Here is a 21,205-nt window from a genome sequence, read left to right as displayed (position 1 = left end):
ATGGATCGCCTGGTTCTGCCCCTGCCCGGCTGGTGGCGGCAGTTGCTGTCGTCGCAGCGGCGCGAAGTGCAGCGGGTGCTCGGCGAAGTGATGGCCACTCGCGGCATGATGCCGCTGCTGATGAAGGCCCGCAACGGCGGGCAGTGGACTGCCGAAGAGCGTCGCGAACTGCTGATCCACCTACGCCGGATCGCGCATCTGTCGCCCTATCTGATCGTCCTCTTGCTGCCCGGCTCGGTATTGATCCTGCCGGCCTATGCCTGGTGGCTGGACCGCCGCCGTCTCAGGCGACAGGACTAGTCCGTTCGCCATTCTCCCGCCACGGTGCCACCTTGAGCAGCAGCAGCATGCCAGGTACGGCGAGGAAAAAGCACAGCCAGAAGAACTGCGTCCAGCCCATGGCCTCGACCAGCCAGCCGGCGGTGGCGTTGATGAAGGTGCGCGGCACCGCCATCAGGCTGGTGAATAGCGCCAGTTGCGTGGCCGTGTAAGCAGGGTGCGTGGTCCGCGCCATGAAGGCGACGAAGGCCGTGGTACCCAGTCCGGCGCCGACGGCTTCGCCCGCGATGACGATGGCCAGGGTCGCCAGACGCAGCGGCGTCGATTCTCCGGGGCCGATCCAGGCCATCCAGACGAAGCCGAGGATGGTGACGATCTGGGCGACGCCAAAGAGCCATAGCGCCCGGTTGATGCCCAGCTTGAGCATCCAGATGCCGCCGAGGATGCCGCCGATGACCATCGGCCACAGGCCGGCATTCTTCGCGATGATGCCGATCTCCGTCTTGCTGTAGCCCATGTCCAGGTAGAACGGGGTGGCCAGCGCGGTGCACAGTGAGTCGCCGAGCTTGTAGAAGAACAGGAAGGCAAGGACCAGCAGCGCCGATTGCACGCCGTGGCGGCCGAAGAATTCGCGGAAGGGTTCGACCACGGCATCGCGCAGCGTACGCGGGGTCCCGGTGGCGGCCAGCGGCTCCTTCACCAGTAAGGTCATTGCCAGGCCGGGAATCATGAAGGCAGCGGTGATTACGAAGACCTGGTTCCACGGCAGATGATCGGCCAGGATCAGCGACAGGGAGCCTGGTATCAGACCGGCGATCCGGTAGGCGTTGACGTGAATGGCGTTGCCCAGGCCGAGTTCATGGTCGGGCAGGATTTCACGGCGGAAGGCGTCGAGGGCGATGTCCTGAGTGGCCGACAGGAAGGCGAGCAGGGCGGTCAGGCCGACGACCAGCGACAGGTGATCGACTGGCGACAACTGGCCGAGCCAGCCGATGGCGGCGACCAGGCCGATCTGCGAGACGAACATCCAGCTGCGCCGACGGCCGAGCCAGGGCAGGATGCCGTAGCGGTCGAGCAGCGGCGCCCACAGGAATTTCCAGGTGTAGGGAAACTGGATCAGCGCGAAGGCGCCGATGGCGCGTAGCGACAAGCCCTCGGTCTTCAGCCAGGCCGGCACCAGATTGAGCAGCAGGTACAGTGGCAGGCCGGAAGCAAAGCCGGTGAAGATGCAGATCAGCATCCGGCGGTTCCACATCGCGTTCAGCCAGGCGGGCATCAGCGCGGACGGGTCAGGCGGTAGACGGCCAGGCTGCCGAGGAAATTCAGGTCGCGCGGCGACTCGGCCTGGACGATTTCGCCGGCTTCGTCGAGCACGCGGCGTTCGACGATGGTCAGTCCCATTTGCGCGCACAGCGCTTCGAAATCGAGCAGGGTGAAGAAGCGGACGTTGGGCGAGTCGTACCACTGGTAGGGCAGGTCTTCCGACACCGGCATGCGGCCGTCGAGCACCGAGCGCAGATTTTGCCAGTAGGCGAAATTGGGGAAGGACACGACCGCTTCGCGGCCGACGCGCAGCATTTCACGCAGGATGTGCTCGGTGTGGCGCACCGTCTGCAGCGTGCGCGACAGCACGACATGGTCGAAAGCATCGTCGGCGAAGTCGGCGAGCCCCTTTTCCAGGTTGCTCTGGATCACGTTGATGCCGTTGCGCATGGCGGCGAGCACGTTGGCGTCCTCGATATCGACGCCCCAGCCCTTGACGTTGCGGGTCTCGATCAGGCGCTTGAGCAATGCGCCGTCGCCGCAGCCGAGGTCGAGCACGCGATGTCCCGGCTCGACCCAGCCGGCGATGACGTCGAAATCGGGGCGTCCCAGCGTATTGGTCATAAGGCGATGTTCCCCAGGAAGGCGGCAACCAGGCCGTGGTAATGCGGGTCTTCCATCAGGAAGGAGTCGTGGCCGAAGTTGAGGTCGATCTCGGCGTAGGAAACCTTGCGCCCGTTGGCCAGCAGCGCCGCGACGATTTCCCGGGAGCGCGCCGGCGAGAAGCGCCAGTCGGTGGTGAACGAGGCGACGAAGAAATTGGTGTCCGGATGCGTGCGGGCCATCGTCCTGACCAGATCGCCGTCGTCAAGCCGGGCCGGGTCGAAGTAATCGAGCGCCTTGGTCATCAGCAGGTAGGTGTTGGCGTCGAAATAGCCGGCGAACTTGTCTCCCTGATAGCGCAGGTAGGATTCGACCTCGAACTCGACGTCGTAGTCGAAGGCAAACGAGCCGTTGCGCAGCTCGCGGCCGAATTTCTCGCCCATCTGGTCGTCGGACAGGTAGGTGATGTGGCCGAGCATGCGGGCCAGGCGCAGGCCGCGGACGGGGCGCGTGCCGTGTTCGTAGTAATGGCCGCCGTGGAAATCGGGGTCGGTCAGGATGGCCTGGCGGGCGACGTCGTTGAAGGCGATGTTCTGCGCCGTGAGTTTGGGTGCGGAAGCGATGATCAGCGCGTTGCGCACCCGTTCCGGGTAGGAAATGCCCCAGCGCAGCGCCTGCATGCCGCCCAGGCTGCCGCCCATGACGGCGGCCCAGCTGTCGATGCCGAATTTGTCGGCCAGGCGGGCCTGGGCGTTGACCCAGTCGCTGACGGCAATGATCGGGAAATCGGCACCCCAGGGCTTGCCGGTGGCCGGGTTGATCGACGACGGGCCGGTCGAACCGTGGCAGCCGCCGGGATTGTTCAGGCCGACGATGAAGAACTTGTCGGTGTCGAGCGGCCGACCCGGGCCGATGATGTTGTCCCACCAGCCGATATTGTCCGGCGCATCGGCGTAATGTCCGGCCAGATGATGGTGGCCGGACAGTGCATGGCAGACCAGGATGGCGTTGGAGCGGGCGGCGTTGAGCGTACCGTAGGTTTCGACGGCCAGGTCGTAGGCCGGCAGGATGCCGCCGCTACGCAGATGGAGCGGTTCGCTGAAGTGGATGCGCTGTGATTCGACGACGCCAATACCCGGCATGATGATTCCAGAAACAAAAAACCCAGTTGGCCAAAACGCGAACTGGGGTCCCCGCTTTAGCGGCATTTCTAAGGCGCCCGCAATCTGAGATAAATCGGCGCCGCCGGAGGTTTCCGACGGCCTTGAAGATACCCAGCGGTCGTCGAAAAGTCAATTCGTGCCATCGGCCTGCGAATGTAAATGGGACTTTGGTACTATTCGGGCTAGTCAAACGAACAATAGCAAGGGGCTGGCATGCTCGAACAGCGACGACATCAACGCATCCGTTTCGGGGTTCAGCCCAGGGTCAAGGTGGGTTTCGGCGGCAAGATCGGGGAAGGTTGCATCGAAAACCTGTCGATGTCCGGCCTGATGATGCACTGCGACATCCCGCTCGAGATCGGACAATCCGCCGGTTGTGAGTTCTCGCTGTTCGGCTCGCCGGTGATGGATGTCTCGGTGACCGTGGTCAGCCGTCTCGGCGATCTTTACGGCGCCCGTTTCCAGGCCGGCCTGATCAACCAGGTGGTGATCGAGGATGCCATCCGCGGTGCGCTGGCCTCAGGCAAGGCTTCCATACTGTCGGTGCACGAAGTCTGCGGGCGCAAGGTCATGCGCATTGCCGGCGGTCTCAACGGTTCCTTGCGCAACGATTTCATGCATGCGCTGACGCGCGTCGGCATCGACGAAATCGACCTGGCCGGTGTCACCCAGGTCGAACAGGCCGGACTGGCCTTGTGCGTGGTGGCGACGGAACGGCATGGCGCAAATATTGGCGAGCAATCGGCGTGTTTCGCCGAGGCCTGGAAAATGGCCCAGGTGCGGCCGGGTAGCGTGACTGCGTAGAATCGCGCTGATGAAATCGCCTCATTTCACCCCGCTTCTCCTGCTTGCGCTGTTGTCCTCGGCAATCGCCGACGACGAACTGTTCTTCGCCGATCTCCCCGTGGTCGCCTCGGTCAGTCGCCTTCCTCAACGACTGGATGACGCACCGGCGTCGGTGACGGTGGTTGACCGGGAAATGATCCGCGCTTCCGGCGCCCGTTCGTTGAACGATATTTTTCGACTGGTTCCGGGCTTCCAGACTTTCGCGCACAGTGACGTCCCTGCCCGGGTCAATTATCACGGGATTACCGACGACAACGATTTTTCTCCTCGGGCGCAGGTGCTGATTGATGGACGATCGCTGCATTCGCCGCTGTTCCGTGGCGGGGTCAACTGGGCGCTGATACCCGTAGCGCTTGAAGATATTGAACGGATCGAGGTGGTCCGTGGCAGTAACAGCGTGTCCTATGGCACGAATGCTTTTCTTGGCGTGGTCAATATCATCACGATCGATCCTTCGTTGGTGCGGGGCGTTTCGGTTTCCGCCGGTCGCGGTAGCCAGGGGGTCAGGGATTACACCGTGCGCGGCGGTGGCAAGTTTGGTGACGATGGGAATTTCCGGCTGACCTACCAGCAGGTCCGTGATGATGGACTCGATGGAAGTTATGACTGGGAGGACAGTTACCTCAACCGGCGCTTCGAGGCACGCCTCGGTTACGCCCTCAATTCACGGGACAACCTGGAGCTTGCGCTGGGCCAGGTGCAGGGGCGTTTCCTGTCCGGTTCGCTGGATCGGGTGACGCGTTTGTCCGACCCCTGCGATGACCCGCTGCGCAATCGTGATGAGTCGTCGACATGGCTGCAGGGGCGCTGGTTGCGCTCGCTCTCCGGAACCGCCGACTTTTCGTTGCGTTACACCTTCAGCGAGGATCGAGGCGACAATGCTTATCGCATCGATCCGGCAAGATGTGGCGCGGAGCCCTATCCCGATGTGAACGAGGCCGGCGATTGGGGCCGGCGACATGAAATCGAGGCTACCCACAATTTTGTCCCGATGCCGAATACCCGTATGGTCTGGGGGGTGAGCTGGCGATACGATGCGATGGCTTCCGAGACCATGATGCGGGGCAGGGGCAAGGAATCGCGCCAGGTGTGGCGAGCCTTTGCCAATGGAGAGTGGAAGCCGGTCGTCTGGTTGACGGCCAATCTGGGCACTTCCAGCGAATACGATACCCTGGCGGGCAACCACCTGTCGCCGCGTGCCAGCGTGGCATTTCACCTGAACCCGCAAAATACCGTACGTTTCGGTTACACCCAGTCCTGGCGGACGGCGAGTATCCTCGCTTATCGTGCCAATCATCTGGCAGCGGACGGAAGTCCTGAACTGGCGGGCAATCCCCATTTGCCGGCAGAGCGTCTGGACAGCTGGGAGATCGCATATCTCGGCAACTGGCAGGATTGGCGGATGAGTCTGGACGTGCGGCATTTTCAAGAGGTCATCACGGACCGTCTGATGGCGGTGCGAACGGCCGCGGGGGCCGCGGACTCAGAGCAGTCTATTCAGGACTTGCATATCCAAGGTTATGAATTTCAGTGGAAATGGCAGCCGCTCGACGGTACGCGCTTGCTGTTGAACCATGCCAGCATCAATGTGGATAGTCGCCTGTCGGGGAATGGCTGGATGCTTGCCGCCACGCCCGGCAGTCATTTTGAGGGGGTGGCCGTCGGGGCCACTGGCGTGCTGGAGCCTGAGTACGAGGTCTATCAACGGTTGGCCGAATCCTCTGCGCCGCGGCGTTCGACGTCGTTGATGTGGATGCAGAAACTGCCGGGCGGACTGGACTTTTCGCTGATGAAATACTGGGTCGATGCCATCAAATGGACCCGCAACACGGAATCCGAGGGCTATCGGCGCACAGACGCGCGTCTGGGCTACAACTTCAGGTTCGGCGGACAGAAAGGGGAACTGGCTTACACTGTCCAGTCACTGGACGGGAGTCATGCAGAACAGCGCAAGCACAGTTCCAGAAGGCCGAATGGCCGTTTCGTTGACCGACGCCACTGGGTCTCGCTGCGTCTCGATTTTTGATGCGCTGACGCGGTGTCAGCCCCTGCTACCGCGCATCACCACGCCTTCGAACCAGGCGTCGAAAGGTTCGCGCGGGGCGATGGCCTTGCCGTGGGCGTAGGCGATTCCCAGTCGATGCAGATGTTCCAGCAAGGGCGTGTCGTCGACTGCCTCGGCAATCGGGTAGATCTGCTGCTCGCCGGTGATTTCGAGGATGGCCCGCAGCAGCGCGGTCGAGGTCATGCCGTCGCCGATGTCGCGGGTCAGGCTCTGGCTCAGGCGAACGTGGCTGGGGGCCACGGTGCGCAGTTGCGTGAATGAGGAAATCGCGCCGCCGAATTCGGTCAGGACAATCTGGCAACCCAGTTCGCGCATGCGACGGGAAAATTCGATCAACTGGCTGGTCTGGTGAGTGCTGACATCCTCGGAGAACATCAGGTACAGGCCGTCGCCGGTGATGGCGTGTTCGGCGAGGCGGGCGGCGATGTACTCGCCGGTTTCCGGGGTGCTGATGGCGGCGCGGGATAGCGGAATCATGCAGGACATCGGTAGATTCTGCCTGCTGGCGCGCGCCAGGGCGCGGATCGCCGTATCCAGGAAATGCTGGTCGAAGCTGCTCGACATGTCGTAGCGCTCGGCGGCATCGATCAAGGCACTGAGGGCAATCGGTGCTTGGCCGGGTTCGTTGAGACGGGCACTCAGTTCGGCCATCGGTCCGCCGGGGATGCCTGGCTGCAGGGCCCGGATGGGAATGGCCTCGATCGTCAGGCGCCCCTCCGACAGGGCGTTGGCCAGGCGTCCGGCCCAGTTGCCGCGATCGCGCCGACGTTCGGTCTGGGTGGCCGGGGCCATTTCGCAAACCTGGTTGCGCCCGAGTTCCTTGGCGCGCAGGCAGGCCGCATCGCTGAGCGCGAAGATGTCCTGGACCTCGCGCACGTCGCGGCTGACCGGGGTCAATCCGATGCTGGCGCCGATGGCGAAAATCCGGTCCTGCCAGACGAAACGGTACTCCGCCGACAGGGCGCAGAGATCCTGGGCGACCTGGCGGGCTTTGGTCAGGCCGCAATTGGCCAGCATGATGCCGAATTCGTCGCCGCCCAGACGCGCCAGCGTGTCCTCTTCGCGCAGCCGTCCCTGGAAGAGCAGGGCGATCTGGCGCAGGAGTTCGTCGCCGGCAAGGTGGCCGCAGGCATCGTTGACGGCCTTGAAGCGGTCGAGGTCGATGAACAGGACGCTGAATTCGTCGCCGCCGGCATGGACGTTGGCCAGCGCCTTGTCGAGTCGGAGCTCGAACTCGCGACGATTGACCAATCCGGTCAGCGCATCGTGACGAGCCTGGAAGACAAGCTGGGCGGTGGCTTCCTCGATGCGCGATTGCATCGACTGGTGGGCGCTCTCGATGTGATTGGCCATGTCGTTGAAGCCATCCTCAAGGATGCGCAGTTCGCCGCTCGATGAGGCCGGAATACGGGTGCCGAAATGGCCTGCCGACATCTGCCTGACGGCGGCAGTCAGACGTTGCAGGGGCTTGGCCAACTGATCGGCCATGGCAATGGCCAGCGCGCCCATCAAGCCCAGACCGGTTAGGACGGCGATCAGGCCTTGCAGGATCAGGTCACGCTGACGCTCGATCAGGTCCAGCTTGTCGAGTTCGATGAAGGCATGACCGATGGTTTCCTGCGGGTTCTCCTCGTCGAGCCCGGCGATGTCGAACAGCGGGTCGCTGTCGCTTTGCGTGCGGATGACAGGGGCGCCAAAGGCGATCCAGGTTTCGGTTTCGGCGACCAGAGCCGGCTTGTCGAGGTGCTGGCGGATGATTTCGGCGGGCAGCGAGACGCGACCGCTGACTGCCAGCGTACGCCCCTTCGGGTTGACGATGATGGCGGCCTTGACGCCGGGTTCCTGCATGGCGGCCTGGACCAGGCCGTAAATGCCGTCCATCTGCCCGGCAATGATGCCGTACTCGCTGACCGGCGCGAGGTAACGGACGGTGGCCAGGCCTTTGCCGCGCAACTGGTCTTCGATGGCGTTGATGCCGGTCATCGAGAAATAGAGCACGAGCAGCGTGGTGATCAGGGCGCTGGGCAGCAGCGTGAGGATCAGTAGTCGCTGGCGTAATGTCAGGTTGTTCATTCTTCAGTCCCGCTGGTGAGCAGTTTCTGCAAGAGATCGGTTTCATCCGGCAGGCGCAGGCCGAAGGCATCGGCGACGCTCTGGTTGATGGTCAGCGAATATTCGGCAGGCGGTCGTGGCGACGGCAGGCGATTGCCATGGGTCGAGATCAGCGCACCGGCCTGCCGGCCGATCTGGGCCGGGGTCGAATACAGTGCGGCGAGCGCCCCGGCCTTGGCCAGTGCGGCGGAGAAGCCGATGACCGGGCGCTGGAAGCGGTAGGCGGTGATCAGCAGCGGGCGGATGCTGCTGCGCGAGTAGATCAGTGCATCGGGGACGGCGAGCAGGACTTCGCTGCGGGCCAGCAGATTTTCCAGGGCGGGAAGGATTTGTTGTTCGCTACTGACCTGCTCGGTGAGCAACTGCATGCGCTGGAGCACCATGGCCGAGCGGAACGGGGCAATCTGCTGGGGCGACTGGTCGCTGACCAGCAAACCGACGCTGCGCAACTCCGGGAACAGCAGCCGCAACAGTCGCGCCTGACGTCTGGCCGGCTGGTCCAGGTAGATTGCCGAAACCAGCGGTGGCGCACGTGCTTCGACAAGTGCGGCCTTGTAACTGTATTCGGGCAGCAGGGTGGCCAGGATCGGTGTTTTCGGATTGGCTGCGAGGGCAGTACGCAGGGCGCCGCTACCGGCGGTGACGATGAGGTCGACCGGAGGCCGGTCGGTCGGCCGGAGGCTGTTGTCCGTGTAAGCAATTTTCCAGCCGGCCTGCAGGTTTTTTTGCAGGCTGCCCGCGAACTCGCGGTAGGGCGCACTGTCATCGGCCACGATGAGCGCAATTTCGCCGGCCCAGACTTTCGTATGGAGCAGGAAAAACAGCAGGAGGGTCAGTGCGAGCCGCAGCATGCCCGTCACTATAGGGGCTGGCGACATGCCAGGGCAATACGCGTTTGCCCTAGGCAGCTTCAGGCCAGAGAATATCGAGCAGCAAAGGCAGTCCTTCGCTGATGGCAACCGGTCCCGGTGTCAGGATGATCGCCGACTTGATCTCGTGCATGCGCCCCTGGCTGACCGCCGGAACGGCCTCCCAGCCAGGCCGGGCGGCGACGCGTTCGGGGCGGAAATGCTTGCCGCACCAGGAACCGATGATGATCTCCGGCGCCGTCGCGATCACTTCCTCCGAGGTCGGCCGACGGTCGCGGGACAACGGCGAGCGTGCGCGTTCGGCGAAGACATCTTCGCCGCCGGCGATCTCGATCAATTCGGACGCCCAGCGCAGGCCACTGATCAGCGGATCGTCCCATTCCTCGAAATAGACGCGTGGGCGGCGGCCGTGCTGGGCGATACGCGCTTCGGCAATTGCCCGGGCCTGGGCGATCTGCGCTTCCAGTCCGGCGACCAGCGCCTGCGCGCGATCCTCGGCGCCGACCAGGCGGCCGACCGTTTCTATCATCGCCAGAATGTCGTCGACGCTGCGCATGTTCAGCGCGTAGACCGCGATGCCGGCCTTGATCAGGTCACGGGCGATGTCGGCCTGGAGGTCGGAGAAAGTCAGCACCAGGTCGGGTTTGACGGCGAGGATCTTCTCGATGTCGCCGGTGGTGAAGGCGAAGACCTTGGGTTTTTCCTTGCGCGCCTGCGGCGGCCGAACGGTGTAGCCGCTGATGCCGACGATGCGGTCCTGCTCGCCGAGGGCGTAGAGGACTTCGACGGTTTCGGTGGTCAGGCAGACGATGCGTTGGGGCAGGCGGGGCATGGTGTTCTCACTTGGGGCGACGGCTGCGTGCGACATCGAGGTGGTCGCAAAGTTTCGCCGTGCCGTCGAGGATGCGCGGCGTGTGCCGCTGCATGATGTCGGGATTGATGTGGAAAAGGTTGCCGCGCTGGACCGCGGTCATGCGTTTCCACTGATGCCAGTCGTCCAGCCATTCGGGCTTGGCGTCGCCCATGCCGGTGGCGACGATGGCTTCCGGGTCGGCCTCGATCACCGACTCGATGCCGACGCGCGGCGCCATCTGCGTCAGGTGGCCGAAAATGTTTTCACCGCCGCAGATGCGCATCGCGTCGCTGATGATCTGCGGGCCGCCGACGGTGACCAGCGGTGCCTTCCAGATCTGGTAGAAGGTGCGCACCTTGGGCTTGCCGGCGTTGGCCGTGCGCAAGGCCGCCATGCGTTCGCGGAAACGCCGCGCCTCGGCATTGGCAACGGCTTCCGTGCCGGCCAGCCGACCGTAGCGTTCGACCTGGCCGGCGATGTCTTCCATGTGGTTGGGCTGGGAAACGAAAACGGTCAGGCCGAGCGCCCGCAGTTTGTCGGCCTGCGCCATGTTGTTGCCGCTTTCCCAGGCCAGCACCAGGTCCGGTTTGAGGGCGACGACCGCTTCCAGGTCGATGCGCGAATAGCCGCCGACCCGTCTGACCTGCTTGGCGGCGGGGGGATAGTCGCTGTACTCGACGGTGCCGACCAGCTTGTCGCCGGCACCGGCAGCAAACAGCGTTTCGGCAATGTGCGGGGCGAGGGCGACGATGCGCTGCGCGGGTTTGGTCAGCCTGACTTCGCGGCCGGTATCGTCCTTGATCAGCAGTTCGGCGTGGACCATCGGGCTCAGGGCGAAGGCTGCCAGTACAGCAAGCAGGTGGATTTTCATGCGGGCTTCCAGTCGGCAAGGGCTGCCTTCAGACACTGCCAGCCGGCCTCGTCGGGTGGCAGGCCGACACGCAGCAGCGGATTCGATTCGTAGCGGCGGGTGAGGATGGCGCGGCGCGCCAGGTATTCGTGCAGTTCGGCGGTGGCCGGTGCGTTCAGCGTCGCGAACAGCGGCGTTGCCTTGACCTCGCCGAGCGGTGCCAGCAACTGGCGCAGGCGTTCGCCGTCGGCGTGCAGGCGCTGGCGCGTCGCCGCCTGCCAGGCGCTGTCGGCCAGTGCCAGCGTTGCCGCGGCGCGCGACGGGCCGGCGACGCTCCACGGGCCGATTGCCTCGGCCATCTTTGTCAGCAGTTCGGGGGCAGCGAACAGGAAACCGACGCGCAGCCCGGCCAGGCCGAAGAACTTGCCCAGCGAACGGAAGACGATCAGGTTCGGCGCGTCCGCCGTGCCGGCCAGCGGCGTCAGGCTGTGCTCGGGCGTGGCGTCGATGAAGGCTTCGTCGACGATCAGCCAGCCGCCGCGCTTTTTCAGTTGCGCCGCGGCGTCGACCGCCAGTTCGCGCGGGTGGCGGTCGGCGGTCGGGTTGTTCGGGTTGCACAGCAGCACGTAGGGCGTCGCCGCCGCCAGCGCGCGCGGCAGCGTCGCGTTCTGCAGGAAGCGCAGCTTGTGGCCGGCGCGCTGCCAGGCCTGCGGGTGTTCGTTGTAGAGCGGCGCGATGCAGGCCACGGCGGCGCGCGGCAGCAGCGCCGGCAACCACTGGATGGCGGCCTGCGAACCCGCGACCGGCAGGAGGTTGCTATTGCCGTAGTAGGCGGCAGCGGCGGCCTCCAGGCCGTCGTTGTCTTCCGGCAGGCGTTGCCAGACTGCGGCCGGCAGCGGCGGCACCGGCCAGCCCTGCGGGTTGATGCCGGTGGACAGATCGAGCCAGTCGGCGAGCGGGATGTCGTAGTGGGCCGCGGCTTCGCGCAGGCGGCCGCCATGGTCAAGCATGCAGGGCTCCGATCAGGAAAAGGACGGCCAGCCACAGCCACAGGCTGCGCCGGATCAGCGTGATCGCCCGGCCGAGGTCGGCGGCGACCGGCGCCGGGCCGCAGCCGAGCGGTGGGCGGATTTCCTCGCGGCCGTGGTAGATGGCGGCGCCGCCGCACTGTACGCCGAGGCTGCCAGCGCCCGCCGCCATCACCGGGCCGGCGTTCGGGCTCTCCCAGCCGGGCGCCTGGGCGCGCCAGCAAGCCAGCGCGTCGCGCCAGCGGCCGAGCAGGGCGTAAGTCAGCGCGGTCAGCCGGGCCGGCAGCCAGTTGAGCGCATCGTCAACGCGGGCGGCCCAGCGGCCGTACAGGTTGTAGCGCTCGGTCCGGTAGCCCCACATCGCATCGAGCGTGTTGGCCAGCCGGAACAGCAGGGCGCCGGGGCCGCCGAGCAGGGCGAACCAGAACAGCGCGCCGAAGATCGCGTCGTTGCCGTTTTCCAGCACCGATTCGACGCCGGCCTTGGCGACGCCGGCCTCGTCGAGTGCTGCGGTATCGCGGGAAACAATCCAGCCGACGCGCTGCCGCGCCTCATCAAGGCGTCCCTCGCTCAGCGGCCGGGCGACCGCTTCTGCGTGTTCGCACAGGCTGCGCGCGCCGAGCGAAAAATAGAGCAGCAGTACGTCGACCGCGAACGGCGCCAATGGCCGTAAAGCCAGTGCCAGCGCCACCCAGGGCAGCACCGCCAGCGCCCAGCCGAGCACGCCGCCGGGAATCGTGCGCCGGTTCAGTCGTTTTTCGATCGCTGCCGCCAGCGTGCCGAAGCCGACCAGCGGGTGAAAGCGCCGGACTTCGCCGAACAGGCGGTCGAGCAGCACGGCGGCGAGCGCCGCCAGCGGCATGGCGAAGGGGCCGTCGATCAGGGTCATCCGGGGAAGCGCCCCTGTTCCTGGGCAATCCGGTGCATGTCGGCCAGTGTGGCGCTCAGGCTGTCTTCCCGCTTGGGGTCGCTGCTCCCCCATTGTTCGAAATAGAGCAGGTCGGCGGCCGGCAGGCGCGGCAGCCAGCCGGCTTTCTCCAGTTCGGGACGGTCGTTGAAATGGCTGACGTGGCCGATGCACAGATAGGCAATCGGCACGATGTGATGCGGAATGCCGAGCGCGTCCTGCAGCGCCTTCTCGTGGAAGATGCTGACCCAGCCGACGCCGAGGCCCTCGGCGCGGGCGGCCAGCCACAGGTTCTGCACGGCGCACACGCTGCTGTACAGGTCCATGGTCGGCATGTGCGTGCGGCCGAGCACCACCGGGCCGCTGCGCGAGCGGTCGCAGGTGATGCACAGGTTGACCGGCGCGTCGAGGATGCCCTGCAGCTTGAGCTTGCTGTAGATCTCGCGCTTCTCGTCGGGGAACATCCGCTCGGCTTCGGCATTGGCCTCGCGGAAGATGTCATGAACCCGCTGTTTCACGTCCGCCGAGCGGACGACGAGGAAATTCCACGGCTGCATGAAACCGACCGATGGCGCGTGGTGCGCCGCCATCAGGATGCGCGCGAGTTGCTCGTCGGCGACCGGGTCGGGCAGGAACTGGCCGCGCACGTCGCGGCGGCTGAAAATGGCGTGATAGACGGCGGCCCGTTCGGCGTCGGAAAAAGCGTGCTGGTTTTCCATGGATTCCCCTTCTGGAAACGCGAAGGCACCCGTCCACGGTGCCGAATTACGTCTCCCGGCCGGTCTTCTGACTCGGATTCACCCGGACGATGCGCCTTCCCGCCGCAGCAGTGGCCTGTGCATCGCCCGTCATCCTCACAGCGTTGGGCACGTGGCGGAATCGCACCGCCTTCCCGATTCTCCTGCCGGCAAAGCCGGAAGGCACCGGGAGACAAGTTTCCGATTCGCATCGGAAGGCAGCGATGGTGCCATAATTACGGCCTTTTTTCACGGGTTTGCACGCATGATAGGCAACGCGCTGATGGTTCAGGGAACGACGTCCGACGCCGGCAAATCGACGCTGGTCGCGGCGCTGTGCCGGATTCTCAAGCGTCGCGGGGTGCGCGTGGCGCCGTTCAAACCGCAGAACATGGCGCTCAATTCGGCGGTCACCGTCGATGGCGGCGAGATCGGCCGGGCGCAGGCGCTGCAGGCGCTGGCCTGCGGTCTCGAACCGCATACCGATTTCAACCCGGTGCTGTTGAAGCCGACCACCGACCGCAAGGCGCAGGTGATCATCCACGGCAAGGTCGCCACCGACCTCGACGCCAAGGCTTACCACGACTACAAGCCGCGGGCGATGGGCGCGGTGCTCGAATCCTGGGGCCGGCTGACCGCGCACTACGACTGCGTGCTGGTCGAAGGCGCCGGCTCGCCGGCCGAGATCAACCTGCGCGACCGCGACATCGCCAACATGGGCTTTGCCGAGGCGGTCGATTGCCCGGTGATCATCGTCGCCGACATAGACCGCGGAGGCGTCTTCGCCCATCTGGTCGGTACGCTGGAACTGCTGTCAGCGTCCGAGCAGGCGCGCGTCGTCGGCTTCGTCATCAATCGTTTCCGTGGTGACATTGCGTTGCTTGAACCCGGTCTCGACTGGCTCGAACAGCGCACCGGCAAGCCGGTGCTCGGTGTGCTGCCCTACCTGCACGGGCTGATGCTCGACGCCGAGGACGCGATCGCGACGTCCACGGTCGACGGCAAGAAAACGGCAAGAATCCGCGTCGTCGCGCCGGCCTACCCGCGCACCTCCAACCACAACGATCTCGATCCGTTGCGCCTGCATCCGCAGGTCGATTTCCGCTGGATCGCGCCGGGCGAAGCCTTGCCGCCGGCCGACCTGATCGTCCTGCCCGGTTCCAAGGCAGTGCGTGCCGACCTCGACTGGTTGCGCGCCCACGGCCACGATCAGGCCATCGCCCGCCACTTGCGCTACGGCGGCAAGGTGATCGGCCTGTGCGGCGGCTACCAGATGCTCGGGCGCAGCATTGCCGACCCGCTCGGTCTCGAAGGACAGCCGGGAACGACGGCGGGCCTCGGTTTCCTGGCGGTGGACACGACGCTGGAAAGCGAAAAGCAGTTGCGCAATGTCAGCGGTCATCTGCATCTCGAAGGACAACCGGCGATGACCGGCTACGAAATTCACCTCGGCGTCACCCAGGGCGATGGCTTGACACGGGCCGCCGTGCAGCTGGCCGATGGCCGTGCCGACGGCGCCATCTCGGCTGACGACCAGGTGCTCGGCACCTACTGCCACGGCGTTTTCGACCATCCCGAGGCCCTGGCTGCATTGTTGAACTGGGCCGGTGCCGGCGAGGTCGACAGCGTCGATTTCGCCGCCCGCCGCGAAGCTGATCTCGACCGCCTGGCCGATTCGGTCGAGGCGGCGTTCGACTGGGAAAAGCTCAGGCCCTGGCTGGCCGCCGTTAGCCTGCGTTAAGAATCTGTTTAGACAGTACCGCCGACAATAGGGCTTCCTAAAGGAGGAAGTAGGCCATGGCAGGGAAAGCACCAATCGAACTCGAGTTTTCACGCAAGTATGACCGCGAGCACGCGCAGCACTATTTTTACAAGCATCGGTCCGGGCTGATGCGTCGTCTTTCCGACTGGCGCGAGCAACAGATCGCGCGGGCGGCGTTGGCGATGGCCGGCGATCCGGCGAGCGTCCTTGATCTGCCTTGCGGCGCAGGGCGTTTTTGGCCGATGCTGTCGGAAAGGCAGGATCGCCGCATTCTCGCTGCCGATAACTCGGCCGACATGATTGACGTGGCCCGCGCCACGCAGGCCCCGGAGATCGTTGGCCGCGTCGAGGCCTTCCAGACTTCGGCCTTCGCCATCGATCTAGCCGGCGATGCCGTGGATTGCGTGTTCAGCATGCGTCTGCTGCATCATATCGCTGAGCCGGCGCATCGGCTGGCGATGTTGCGCGAGTTTTACCGGGTTTCCCGTCAAACCGTCGTGCTTTCGCTGTGGGCGGATGGCAATTTCAAGGCTTGGCGGCGGGCCCGGCTGGAGGCAAGGCGGCCGGTTAACAACAACCGCTTCGTCGTGCCGCGCCGGGTCATTGAGGCCGAGTTTGCCACGGCCGGCTTCGACATCGTCGGCTACAGGGATTTTCTGCCCGGCTATGCGATGTGGCGGGTCTATACGCTGCGCAAGCGCGCCTGACTACTTCAGCGTCAGCGGCAGGCCGGCGGCGACCAGCGTCACCTGATCGCAGACTGCGGCGACGTGCTGGTTGAGCCGGCCCTGTTCGTCGGCGAACAGGCGCGAGACCGGGTGCATCGGCACGATGCCCCAGCCGACCTCGTTGGAGACCAGGATGATCCGCCCGGGCAGTTGCGGCAGCGTTTCGATCAGTGCCGCTGTCTCGCCGGCGAACAGCGGGCAGTCGACGGCCTCGCCGGCGTCGGCCTGGGCGGCAGCGCGGCCGGCGAAAAGCAGGTTGGACAGCCACAGCGTCAGGCAATCGACCAGGATGCAGGTGTCGGGCGCCGCCAGTTCGCGCAGGCGCGCGGCCAGGTGCAGCGGCTCCTCGACGCAGCCCCAGTCGGCCGGGCGGCGTTCGCGGTGGTGGGCGATGCGGCGCGCCATCTCGCCGTCGCGCGATTCGGCGGTGGCGACATAGACGACCCGCTGGCCGGATTCGAGAGCGCGTTGCTCGGCATGGCGGCTCTTGCCCGAACGGGCGCCGCCGAGGATCAGTTCATTCATGGCCGCCATTGTATAATCAGCGCGTTCGACAAAACGGAACCCGGTGCGAGACAACTCTATTCCGGGGCGGGCCCGCCGCTGTAACCGGGGACGGCCGCTGCACGATGCCACTACGCAGGGAAACAGACCTGCCGGGAAGGCGCAGCGGATCGGACGATCCGGAAGCCAGAAGACCTGTCGGACATCTTCATTTTGAAGCCTGTGGACAAGGGCTTCGCGACTGCGTTGGCCAAACGTCGTCGCGAGGCCCTTTCGCTTTTGGAGAATCGGATGCATTCGTTCGCAATCACCGCCCCGGACCGGGGCATGGAAAATTCGCTCAAGCACAAGGTCGACCGCAAGACCAAGCCGCCCGGCTCGCTCGGCCAGCTGGAGGCGTTGGCGGTGCGCATCGGCCTGATCCAGCAGACGCTGACGCCGTCGCTCGACCGGCCGCAGATGCTGGTCTTCGCCGGCGATCACGGCGCGGCCAAGGCCGGCGTCTCGGCCTATCCGCAGGATGTGACCTGGCAGATGGTCGAGAACTTCCTCGCCGGCGGCGCGGCAATCAACGTCTTCGCGCGCCAGAACGGTCTCGGCCTGTCGGTGGTCGATGCCGGAGTCGCCCATGATTTCGGCGGTCCGCGTGAAGGCCTGATCGATCTCAAGGTGGCGCCGGGCACGGCCAATTACCTGGAATCCCCGGCGATGACGGCGGCGCAGTGCGCGCAGGCCATCGAGCAGGGCGCCGGCGTGGTCTTCGGCCTGGCGGCAGCCGGCTGCAAGGTGGTCGGATTCGGCGAGATGGGCATCGGCAACACCGCCTCGGCGTCCTTGATCACCCACTGCCTGACCGGCGTGCCTCTGGCCGATTGCGTCGGTCGCGGCACCGGTCTCGACGACGCCGGGCTGGCGCGCAAGCAGGCGCTGCTGGAGCAGGCGCTGACCCGCTACCGCAACGCCGGCGGGGCCGACGACGCCTTTGCCGTGCTCGCCGAGTTCGGCGGTTTCGAGATCGCGACCATGGTCGGCGCCATGCTGGCGGCGGCGGAAGCGAAGATGGTGCTGCTCATCGACGGTTTCATCGTCGGTTCCGCGGCGTTGGTCGCCGCGCGCCTCGAACCGGCCTTGCTCGACTACTGCGTCTTCTGCCACCGTTCGGCCGAGCCCGGCCACCGCGCGCAGTTGCAGGCGTTGCAGGCAGAGCCGCTGCTTGATCTGGGCCTGCGCCTGGGTGAGGGCACCGGCGCCGCGCTGGCTTTTCCGCTGGTCCAGGCGGCGGTCGCCTTCCTCAACGAAATGGCCAGCTTCGAGTCGGCCGGCGTCGCCGGTTAGCCATGCTGCGCCGCGAGCTCGACTACTTCCTCGGCGCCGTGCGTTTCTTCACGCGGCTGCCGGTGCCGGCCTGGGTCGGCCATTCGGCTGAAGCACTGAACCATTCGGCGCGCTGGTTTCCGGCGGTCGGCCTGGTCGTCGGCGGCATTGCCGCGCTGGTCTGCCTGGCCGCGCTGCAGTTCTGGCCGCAGCCGGTCGCCGTGCTGCTGGCGATGGCGGCAACGCTTTACGCTACCGGCGCCTTCCACGAGGACGGCCTGTCCGATACCGCCGACGGTCTCGGCGGCGGCTGGGACAAGACGCGCATCCTGGCGATCATGAAGGATTCGCGGGTCGGCAGTTACGGCGTTGTCGCGTTATGGCTGGGGCTGACCGGCAAGTTCGTCTTGCTGGCGGCGCTCGATCCGGCACTGGTGCCGGCGGCGCTGCTCGCCGGGCATGCCGGGTCGCGCGGCTGTGCGACACTGCTGCTGGCAACCTTGGACTACGCGCGCGACGACGCGCAGTCCAAGGCCAGGCCGCTGGCCCAGCGGCTGGCGCCGGGGGCATTGCTGTTCGCCTTGGCATTCGCGCTGGCGCCGCTACTCTGGCTGCCCTGGCAACAGGCAGTGGTAGGGCTTGTGCTGGCGCTGCTGGCCACGGCCTGGCTGGCGGCCAAGTTCCGCCGCTGGCTGGGCGGTTATACCGGCGACTGCCTGGGCGCCACCCAGCAGCTTGCCGAAATCGCCTTCTACCTGGGGCTGCTCGCGCAATGGCCGCGCTGACGCTGTACCTGGTGCGCCACCCGCGACCCTTGATCGCGCCCGGCGTCTGTTACGGTCAACTCGACGTCGCGGCCGAAGATTCGGTGCCTGTCGCCGAGCGCCTGCGTCGCGAACTGCCACCCGAATTGCCGGTGTGGAGCAGTCCGTTGCAACGCTGCCGGACGTTGGCTGAAGTCCTGCAGCCGGCACCGCGCCTCGACGCGCGGCTGATGGAACTGGATTTCGGTGCCTGGGAAGGTCGTTCGTGGGACGACATCGCGCGTGCCGAACTCGATGCCTGGGCTGCCGACATCGACGGCTACGCGCCGCCCGGCGGCGAGTCGCCGCGTCGGTTGCAGCAGCGCGTGCTTGCCTTCGTCGACGAACTACCGGCCGGAGCGCATCTGCTGGTCACCCACGCTGGCGTGATCCGTGCGCTGCTCGTGGCGGCGGCCGGCGAGACGCTGGCGGCGGCCCTGAATCGGCCGGCGCCGGAGTATGGCAGCCTGACCCGGCTCGATTATTCTTCGGGCAGCCGGTAGCGCTGCTCGCGGTATAGCCAGGCCGGCAGCAGCGCGTGCGCCAATGCCCGTCTGGCGAGTGCCTCGCCGTCGGTGGGCGGGGCCTCGGCGGCGCTCAGGCGCTTCGTCTGGCGGTCGTAGTGGGCGAAGGCGGGTTCCTTTTCCGGGCGCAGGACGACGACCTGGTTGCCTTCCATCCAGCCATAGTTCTGTTCGTACTGCATCATCGCGCGACCCGGCAGGTTGTCGGCTTCGCGGGTCAGGTCGCGGCCGGGCATCGGGTGTTTGGCATCGACGCCAATCAGCGAGAGCAGCGTTGGTGCCAGGTCGATCTGGCTGGCGACCGTTTTCACCCGCTTGGGCTGGATGTCGGCGCCGAGGATCAGGCCGGGGATGTGAAAGCGCTCGACCGGTACCATGCTGTCGCCGCGCACACGGATGTCGTGGTCGGCGACGACGACGAAGATCGTGTCCTGCCAGTAGCTGCTGGCCTTGGCCTTGGCGATGAATTCGCCGAGTGCGTGGTCGGTGTATTTGACGGCGTTGTTTTCGGTCTGCTTGGGCTGCTCGTGCAGTTCGATGCGGCCGTCCGGAAACTCGAAGGGGGCGTGATTGGTCGAGGTGAATACCAGCGTGAAACTGGGTTGCCCCTCGGTGTGCTTGGCCTGCAAGCGCTCGTGCGTCTTGTCGAACAGGTCTTCGTCGGAAACGCCCCAGCTGGCGACGAATTTCGGGTTCTTATAGTCCTTCTGCTCGGTGATCAACGAAAAACCATTACCGGTGAAGAAACTGCGCATGTTGTCGAAATGCGCTTCGCCGCCGTAGATGAATTCGGATTCGTAGCCGTGCTGGCCGAGAATTCCGGCCAGCGTGGCAAAGTTGCGCTGGGCCAGCGACAGCTTGACCACAGCCTGCGCCGGCGTCGGCAGGAAGCCGGTGGTGACCGCCTCGATGCCGCGGATCGAGCGCGTGCCGGTGGCGTAGAGCTGCTCGAACCACCAGCCTTCGTGCTTGAGTTTTTCCAGGTTGGGCGTCACCGGCACGCCGCCCAGCGATTCGACGAAGGTCGCGCCCAGGCTTTCCTCGAGGATGATCACCAGATTCAGCGGCTTGGCCCGGCGCACCGTCGCCTTCTGGTCAACCAGGGTCGGAATCTCCGCATCGTCGAGCAGCGGATGCGGGCTGCCGAAGCTGGCGCGGGCCTGACGGAATTCGGCAAGGATGTCGGCGGGTTCCATCTTGCCGTAGATGTCGCTGGAATTGGCTTCATGCTGCATGCCGTAGATCGCGTGCGTGACCGACCAGGCGGAATTGAGGATCAGCGTATTGACCATCGGGTCGGCGGTCAGTGCGAACATCGCCGGGTTGGCCGGGCGGTGCTGGAGGCTGGAGCGGATGGCCAGTGCACAAATCAGGAACAGGATCGGCCAGGTCAGCCAGAGTTTCCATCCCGACCAGGGGGCTTCCCGTTGCTGCCAGTTGCGCATCACCCGCCAGGCGATCCAGCCGGCGAGGCCGGTGACCAGCAGTCCGCCGACCAGGTGCAGGCGAAAGCCGTTCCACAGCATGGCGACAACTTCGTTGGGATACTTCAGGTATTCGACGAACAGCCGGTTCGGCCGGCTGTCGTATTCGCTGATGAAGGCCGGCGAGGCGATTTCCAGCAAGGTCAGGGCGGCGATTGCGAGCGTGATCCAGGCGACGTTCAAGCGGCGCCATGCCGGCCACAGGCGCTTGCCGGCGAGCAATGGTGCAAGCAGCAGCAGCGGCAGGGCGAGCAGCGAAAGCTGGATGATGTCGACACGGATGCCCTGCAGCAGCATGGTCGGCCAGATGCCGGTGGCAGCGACGCGTTCCGATTGCCACAGCATCAGCGCGCTGCGCGACAGCGTGAGCATGGGCAGGCCGAGCAGGAAAAGCATGGCGATTCCGGCGTAGGGGCCGCAGGGATCGATACGTTGGAAAACGGAAGAACTGGAGCGCATGCGGACTTCGGCAAATGAACAGACCCGAAGTCTGGCGCAAGTCGATTAAACG

The 21,205-nt window shown here is 65.5% G+C and carries 20 protein-coding genes and 2 riboswitches; of the genes, 8 read left to right on the top strand and 12 right to left on the bottom strand.

The features are described 5' to 3' along the window. On the top strand, positions 1 to 300 hold the full coding sequence (locus Q0799_RS06800) for a hypothetical protein (RefSeq protein ID WP_298396104.1): 300 nt from the start codon (positions 1 to 3) through the stop codon (positions 298 to 300). Here Q0799_RS06800 and Q0799_RS06795 read toward each other — a convergent pair. The 3 genes from Q0799_RS06795 to Q0799_RS06785 are packed head-to-tail and all read right to left on the bottom strand — an operon-like array spanning position 284 to position 3,293. Further along, on the bottom strand, positions 284 to 1,555 hold the full coding sequence (locus Q0799_RS06795) for an AmpG family muropeptide MFS transporter (RefSeq protein WP_298396101.1): 1,272 nt from the start codon (positions 1,553 to 1,555) through the stop codon (positions 284 to 286). The two genes, Q0799_RS06800 and Q0799_RS06795, sit on opposite strands and share 17 nt — an antisense overlap. Then, complete coding sequence (gene metW, locus Q0799_RS06790) at positions 1,555 to 2,166, bottom strand: methionine biosynthesis protein MetW (protein ID WP_298396097.1); 612 nt, start codon at positions 2,164 to 2,166, stop codon at positions 1,555 to 1,557. Before metW ends, Q0799_RS06795 begins: the two co-directional genes overlap by 1 nt. Continuing rightward, a complete protein-coding gene (locus Q0799_RS06785) occupies positions 2,163 to 3,293 on the bottom strand; it encodes a homoserine O-acetyltransferase (protein ID WP_298396462.1) in 1,131 nt (376 codons plus the stop codon). The genes metW and Q0799_RS06785 overlap by 4 nt, the downstream gene beginning before the upstream one ends. Before the next feature lie 228 nt (positions 3,294 to 3,521). On the opposite strand from Q0799_RS06785, the gene Q0799_RS06780 reads away from it, so the two are divergent. Beyond that, on the top strand, positions 3,522 to 4,112 hold the full coding sequence (locus tag Q0799_RS06780; protein ID WP_298396094.1) for a PilZ domain-containing protein: 591 nt from the start codon (positions 3,522 to 3,524) through the stop codon (positions 4,110 to 4,112). A 10-nt stretch (positions 4,113 to 4,122) separates the two neighbouring features. Beyond that, positions 4,123 to 6,180, top strand: a complete 2,058-nt coding sequence (locus Q0799_RS06775) for a TonB-dependent siderophore receptor (RefSeq protein WP_298396090.1) — start codon at positions 4,123 to 4,125, stop codon at positions 6,178 to 6,180. Between the two features lie 15 nt (positions 6,181 to 6,195). Here the strand turns inward: Q0799_RS06775 and Q0799_RS06770 are convergent, their stop codons facing one another. Genes Q0799_RS06770 through bluB form a run of 7 tightly spaced genes read right to left on the bottom strand, consistent with a single transcriptional unit; the run spans position 6,196 to position 13,557 of the window. After that, positions 6,196 to 8,292 (bottom strand): diguanylate cyclase, encoded by a 2,097-nt coding sequence (locus Q0799_RS06770; RefSeq protein ID WP_298396088.1) that lies wholly within the window; start codon positions 8,290 to 8,292, stop codon positions 6,196 to 6,198. Next, positions 8,289 to 9,182 (bottom strand): ABC transporter substrate binding protein, encoded by an 894-nt coding sequence (locus tag Q0799_RS06765; RefSeq protein ID WP_298396085.1) that lies wholly within the window; start codon positions 9,180 to 9,182, stop codon positions 8,289 to 8,291. Before Q0799_RS06765 ends, Q0799_RS06770 begins: the two co-directional genes overlap by 4 nt. A 49-nt stretch (positions 9,183 to 9,231) precedes the next feature. Further along, the gene (locus Q0799_RS06760; protein ID WP_298396082.1) at positions 9,232 to 10,032 is read right to left on the bottom strand and encodes a cobalamin-binding protein; all 801 of its coding nucleotides are present in this window, start codon (positions 10,030 to 10,032) and stop codon (positions 9,232 to 9,234) included. Positions 10,033 to 10,039: 7 nt separating this feature from the next. Then, the gene (locus Q0799_RS06755) at positions 10,040 to 10,924 is read right to left on the bottom strand and encodes a cobalamin-binding protein (protein ID WP_028994054.1); all 885 of its coding nucleotides are present in this window, start codon (positions 10,922 to 10,924) and stop codon (positions 10,040 to 10,042) included. Further along, on the bottom strand, positions 10,921 to 11,913 hold the full coding sequence (gene cobD / locus Q0799_RS06750) for a threonine-phosphate decarboxylase CobD (protein ID WP_028994055.1): 993 nt from the start codon (positions 11,911 to 11,913) through the stop codon (positions 10,921 to 10,923). The genes Q0799_RS06755 and cobD overlap by 4 nt, the downstream gene beginning before the upstream one ends. Then, positions 11,906 to 12,820, bottom strand: coding sequence for an adenosylcobinamide-phosphate synthase CbiB (gene cbiB / locus Q0799_RS06745; protein ID WP_298396077.1), 915 nt, complete (start codon positions 12,818 to 12,820; stop codon positions 11,906 to 11,908). Before cbiB ends, cobD begins: the two co-directional genes overlap by 8 nt. Next, positions 12,817 to 13,557, bottom strand: a complete 741-nt coding sequence (gene bluB / locus Q0799_RS06740; RefSeq protein WP_298396074.1) for a 5,6-dimethylbenzimidazole synthase — start codon at positions 13,555 to 13,557, stop codon at positions 12,817 to 12,819. The genes cbiB and bluB overlap by 4 nt, the downstream gene beginning before the upstream one ends. 39 nt (positions 13,558 to 13,596) lie before the next feature. Beyond that, a riboswitch (cobalamin riboswitch) is annotated at positions 13,597 to 13,781 on the bottom strand. A 59-nt stretch (positions 13,782 to 13,840) separates the two neighbouring features. On the opposite strand from bluB, the gene Q0799_RS06735 reads away from it, so the two are divergent. Next, entirely contained in the window at positions 13,841 to 15,316 is a 1,476-nt protein-coding gene (locus tag Q0799_RS06735) for a cobyric acid synthase (RefSeq protein ID WP_298396070.1), read from the top strand. Between the two features lie 56 nt (positions 15,317 to 15,372). Continuing rightward, a complete protein-coding gene (locus Q0799_RS06730) occupies positions 15,373 to 16,044 on the top strand; it encodes a class I SAM-dependent methyltransferase (protein ID WP_298396067.1) in 672 nt (223 codons plus the stop codon). Here Q0799_RS06730 and cobU read toward each other — a convergent pair whose 3' ends face one another. Beyond that, the gene (cobU, locus tag Q0799_RS06725) at positions 16,045 to 16,599 is read right to left on the bottom strand and encodes a bifunctional adenosylcobinamide kinase/adenosylcobinamide-phosphate guanylyltransferase (protein ID WP_298396064.1); all 555 of its coding nucleotides are present in this window, start codon (positions 16,597 to 16,599) and stop codon (positions 16,045 to 16,047) included. It abuts the gene before it with no gap. After that, positions 16,573 to 16,787: riboswitch (cobalamin riboswitch) on the top strand. It overlaps the preceding gene by 27 nt. Before the next feature lie 73 nt (positions 16,788 to 16,860). Between cobU and cobT the strand changes: the two genes are divergently transcribed. From cobT to cobC, 3 genes are read left to right on the top strand one after another with little or no spacing between them, the layout of a single operon-like run. Beyond that, positions 16,861 to 17,904, top strand: a complete 1,044-nt coding sequence (gene cobT / locus Q0799_RS06720; protein WP_298396061.1) for a nicotinate-nucleotide--dimethylbenzimidazole phosphoribosyltransferase — start codon at positions 16,861 to 16,863, stop codon at positions 17,902 to 17,904. 2 nt (positions 17,905 to 17,906) lie between these two features. Then, positions 17,907 to 18,668 (top strand): adenosylcobinamide-GDP ribazoletransferase, encoded by a 762-nt coding sequence (locus Q0799_RS06715; protein ID WP_298396058.1) that lies wholly within the window; start codon positions 17,907 to 17,909, stop codon positions 18,666 to 18,668. Then, positions 18,656 to 19,189: an alpha-ribazole phosphatase family protein gene (gene cobC, locus Q0799_RS06710; protein WP_298396055.1), complete on the top strand. Its 534-nt coding sequence runs from the start codon at positions 18,656 to 18,658 to the stop codon at positions 19,187 to 19,189. The genes Q0799_RS06715 and cobC overlap by 13 nt, the downstream gene beginning before the upstream one ends. Here the strand turns inward: cobC and Q0799_RS06705 are convergent. Next, positions 19,168 to 21,153 carry an LTA synthase family protein gene (locus Q0799_RS06705; protein ID WP_298396052.1) on the bottom strand — a complete coding sequence of 662 codons (1,986 nt, stop codon included), beginning with the start codon at positions 21,151 to 21,153 and terminating at the stop codon, positions 19,168 to 19,170. The genes cobC and Q0799_RS06705 overlap by 22 nt on opposite strands. Positions 21,154 to 21,205 lie beyond the last annotated feature (52 nt).

This window comes from uncultured Azonexus sp. (assembly GCF_937982035.1).
Classification (GTDB): Bacteria; Pseudomonadota; Gammaproteobacteria; order Burkholderiales; family Rhodocyclaceae; genus Azonexus.
This window is presented reverse-complemented; position numbering and strand designations above follow the sequence as displayed.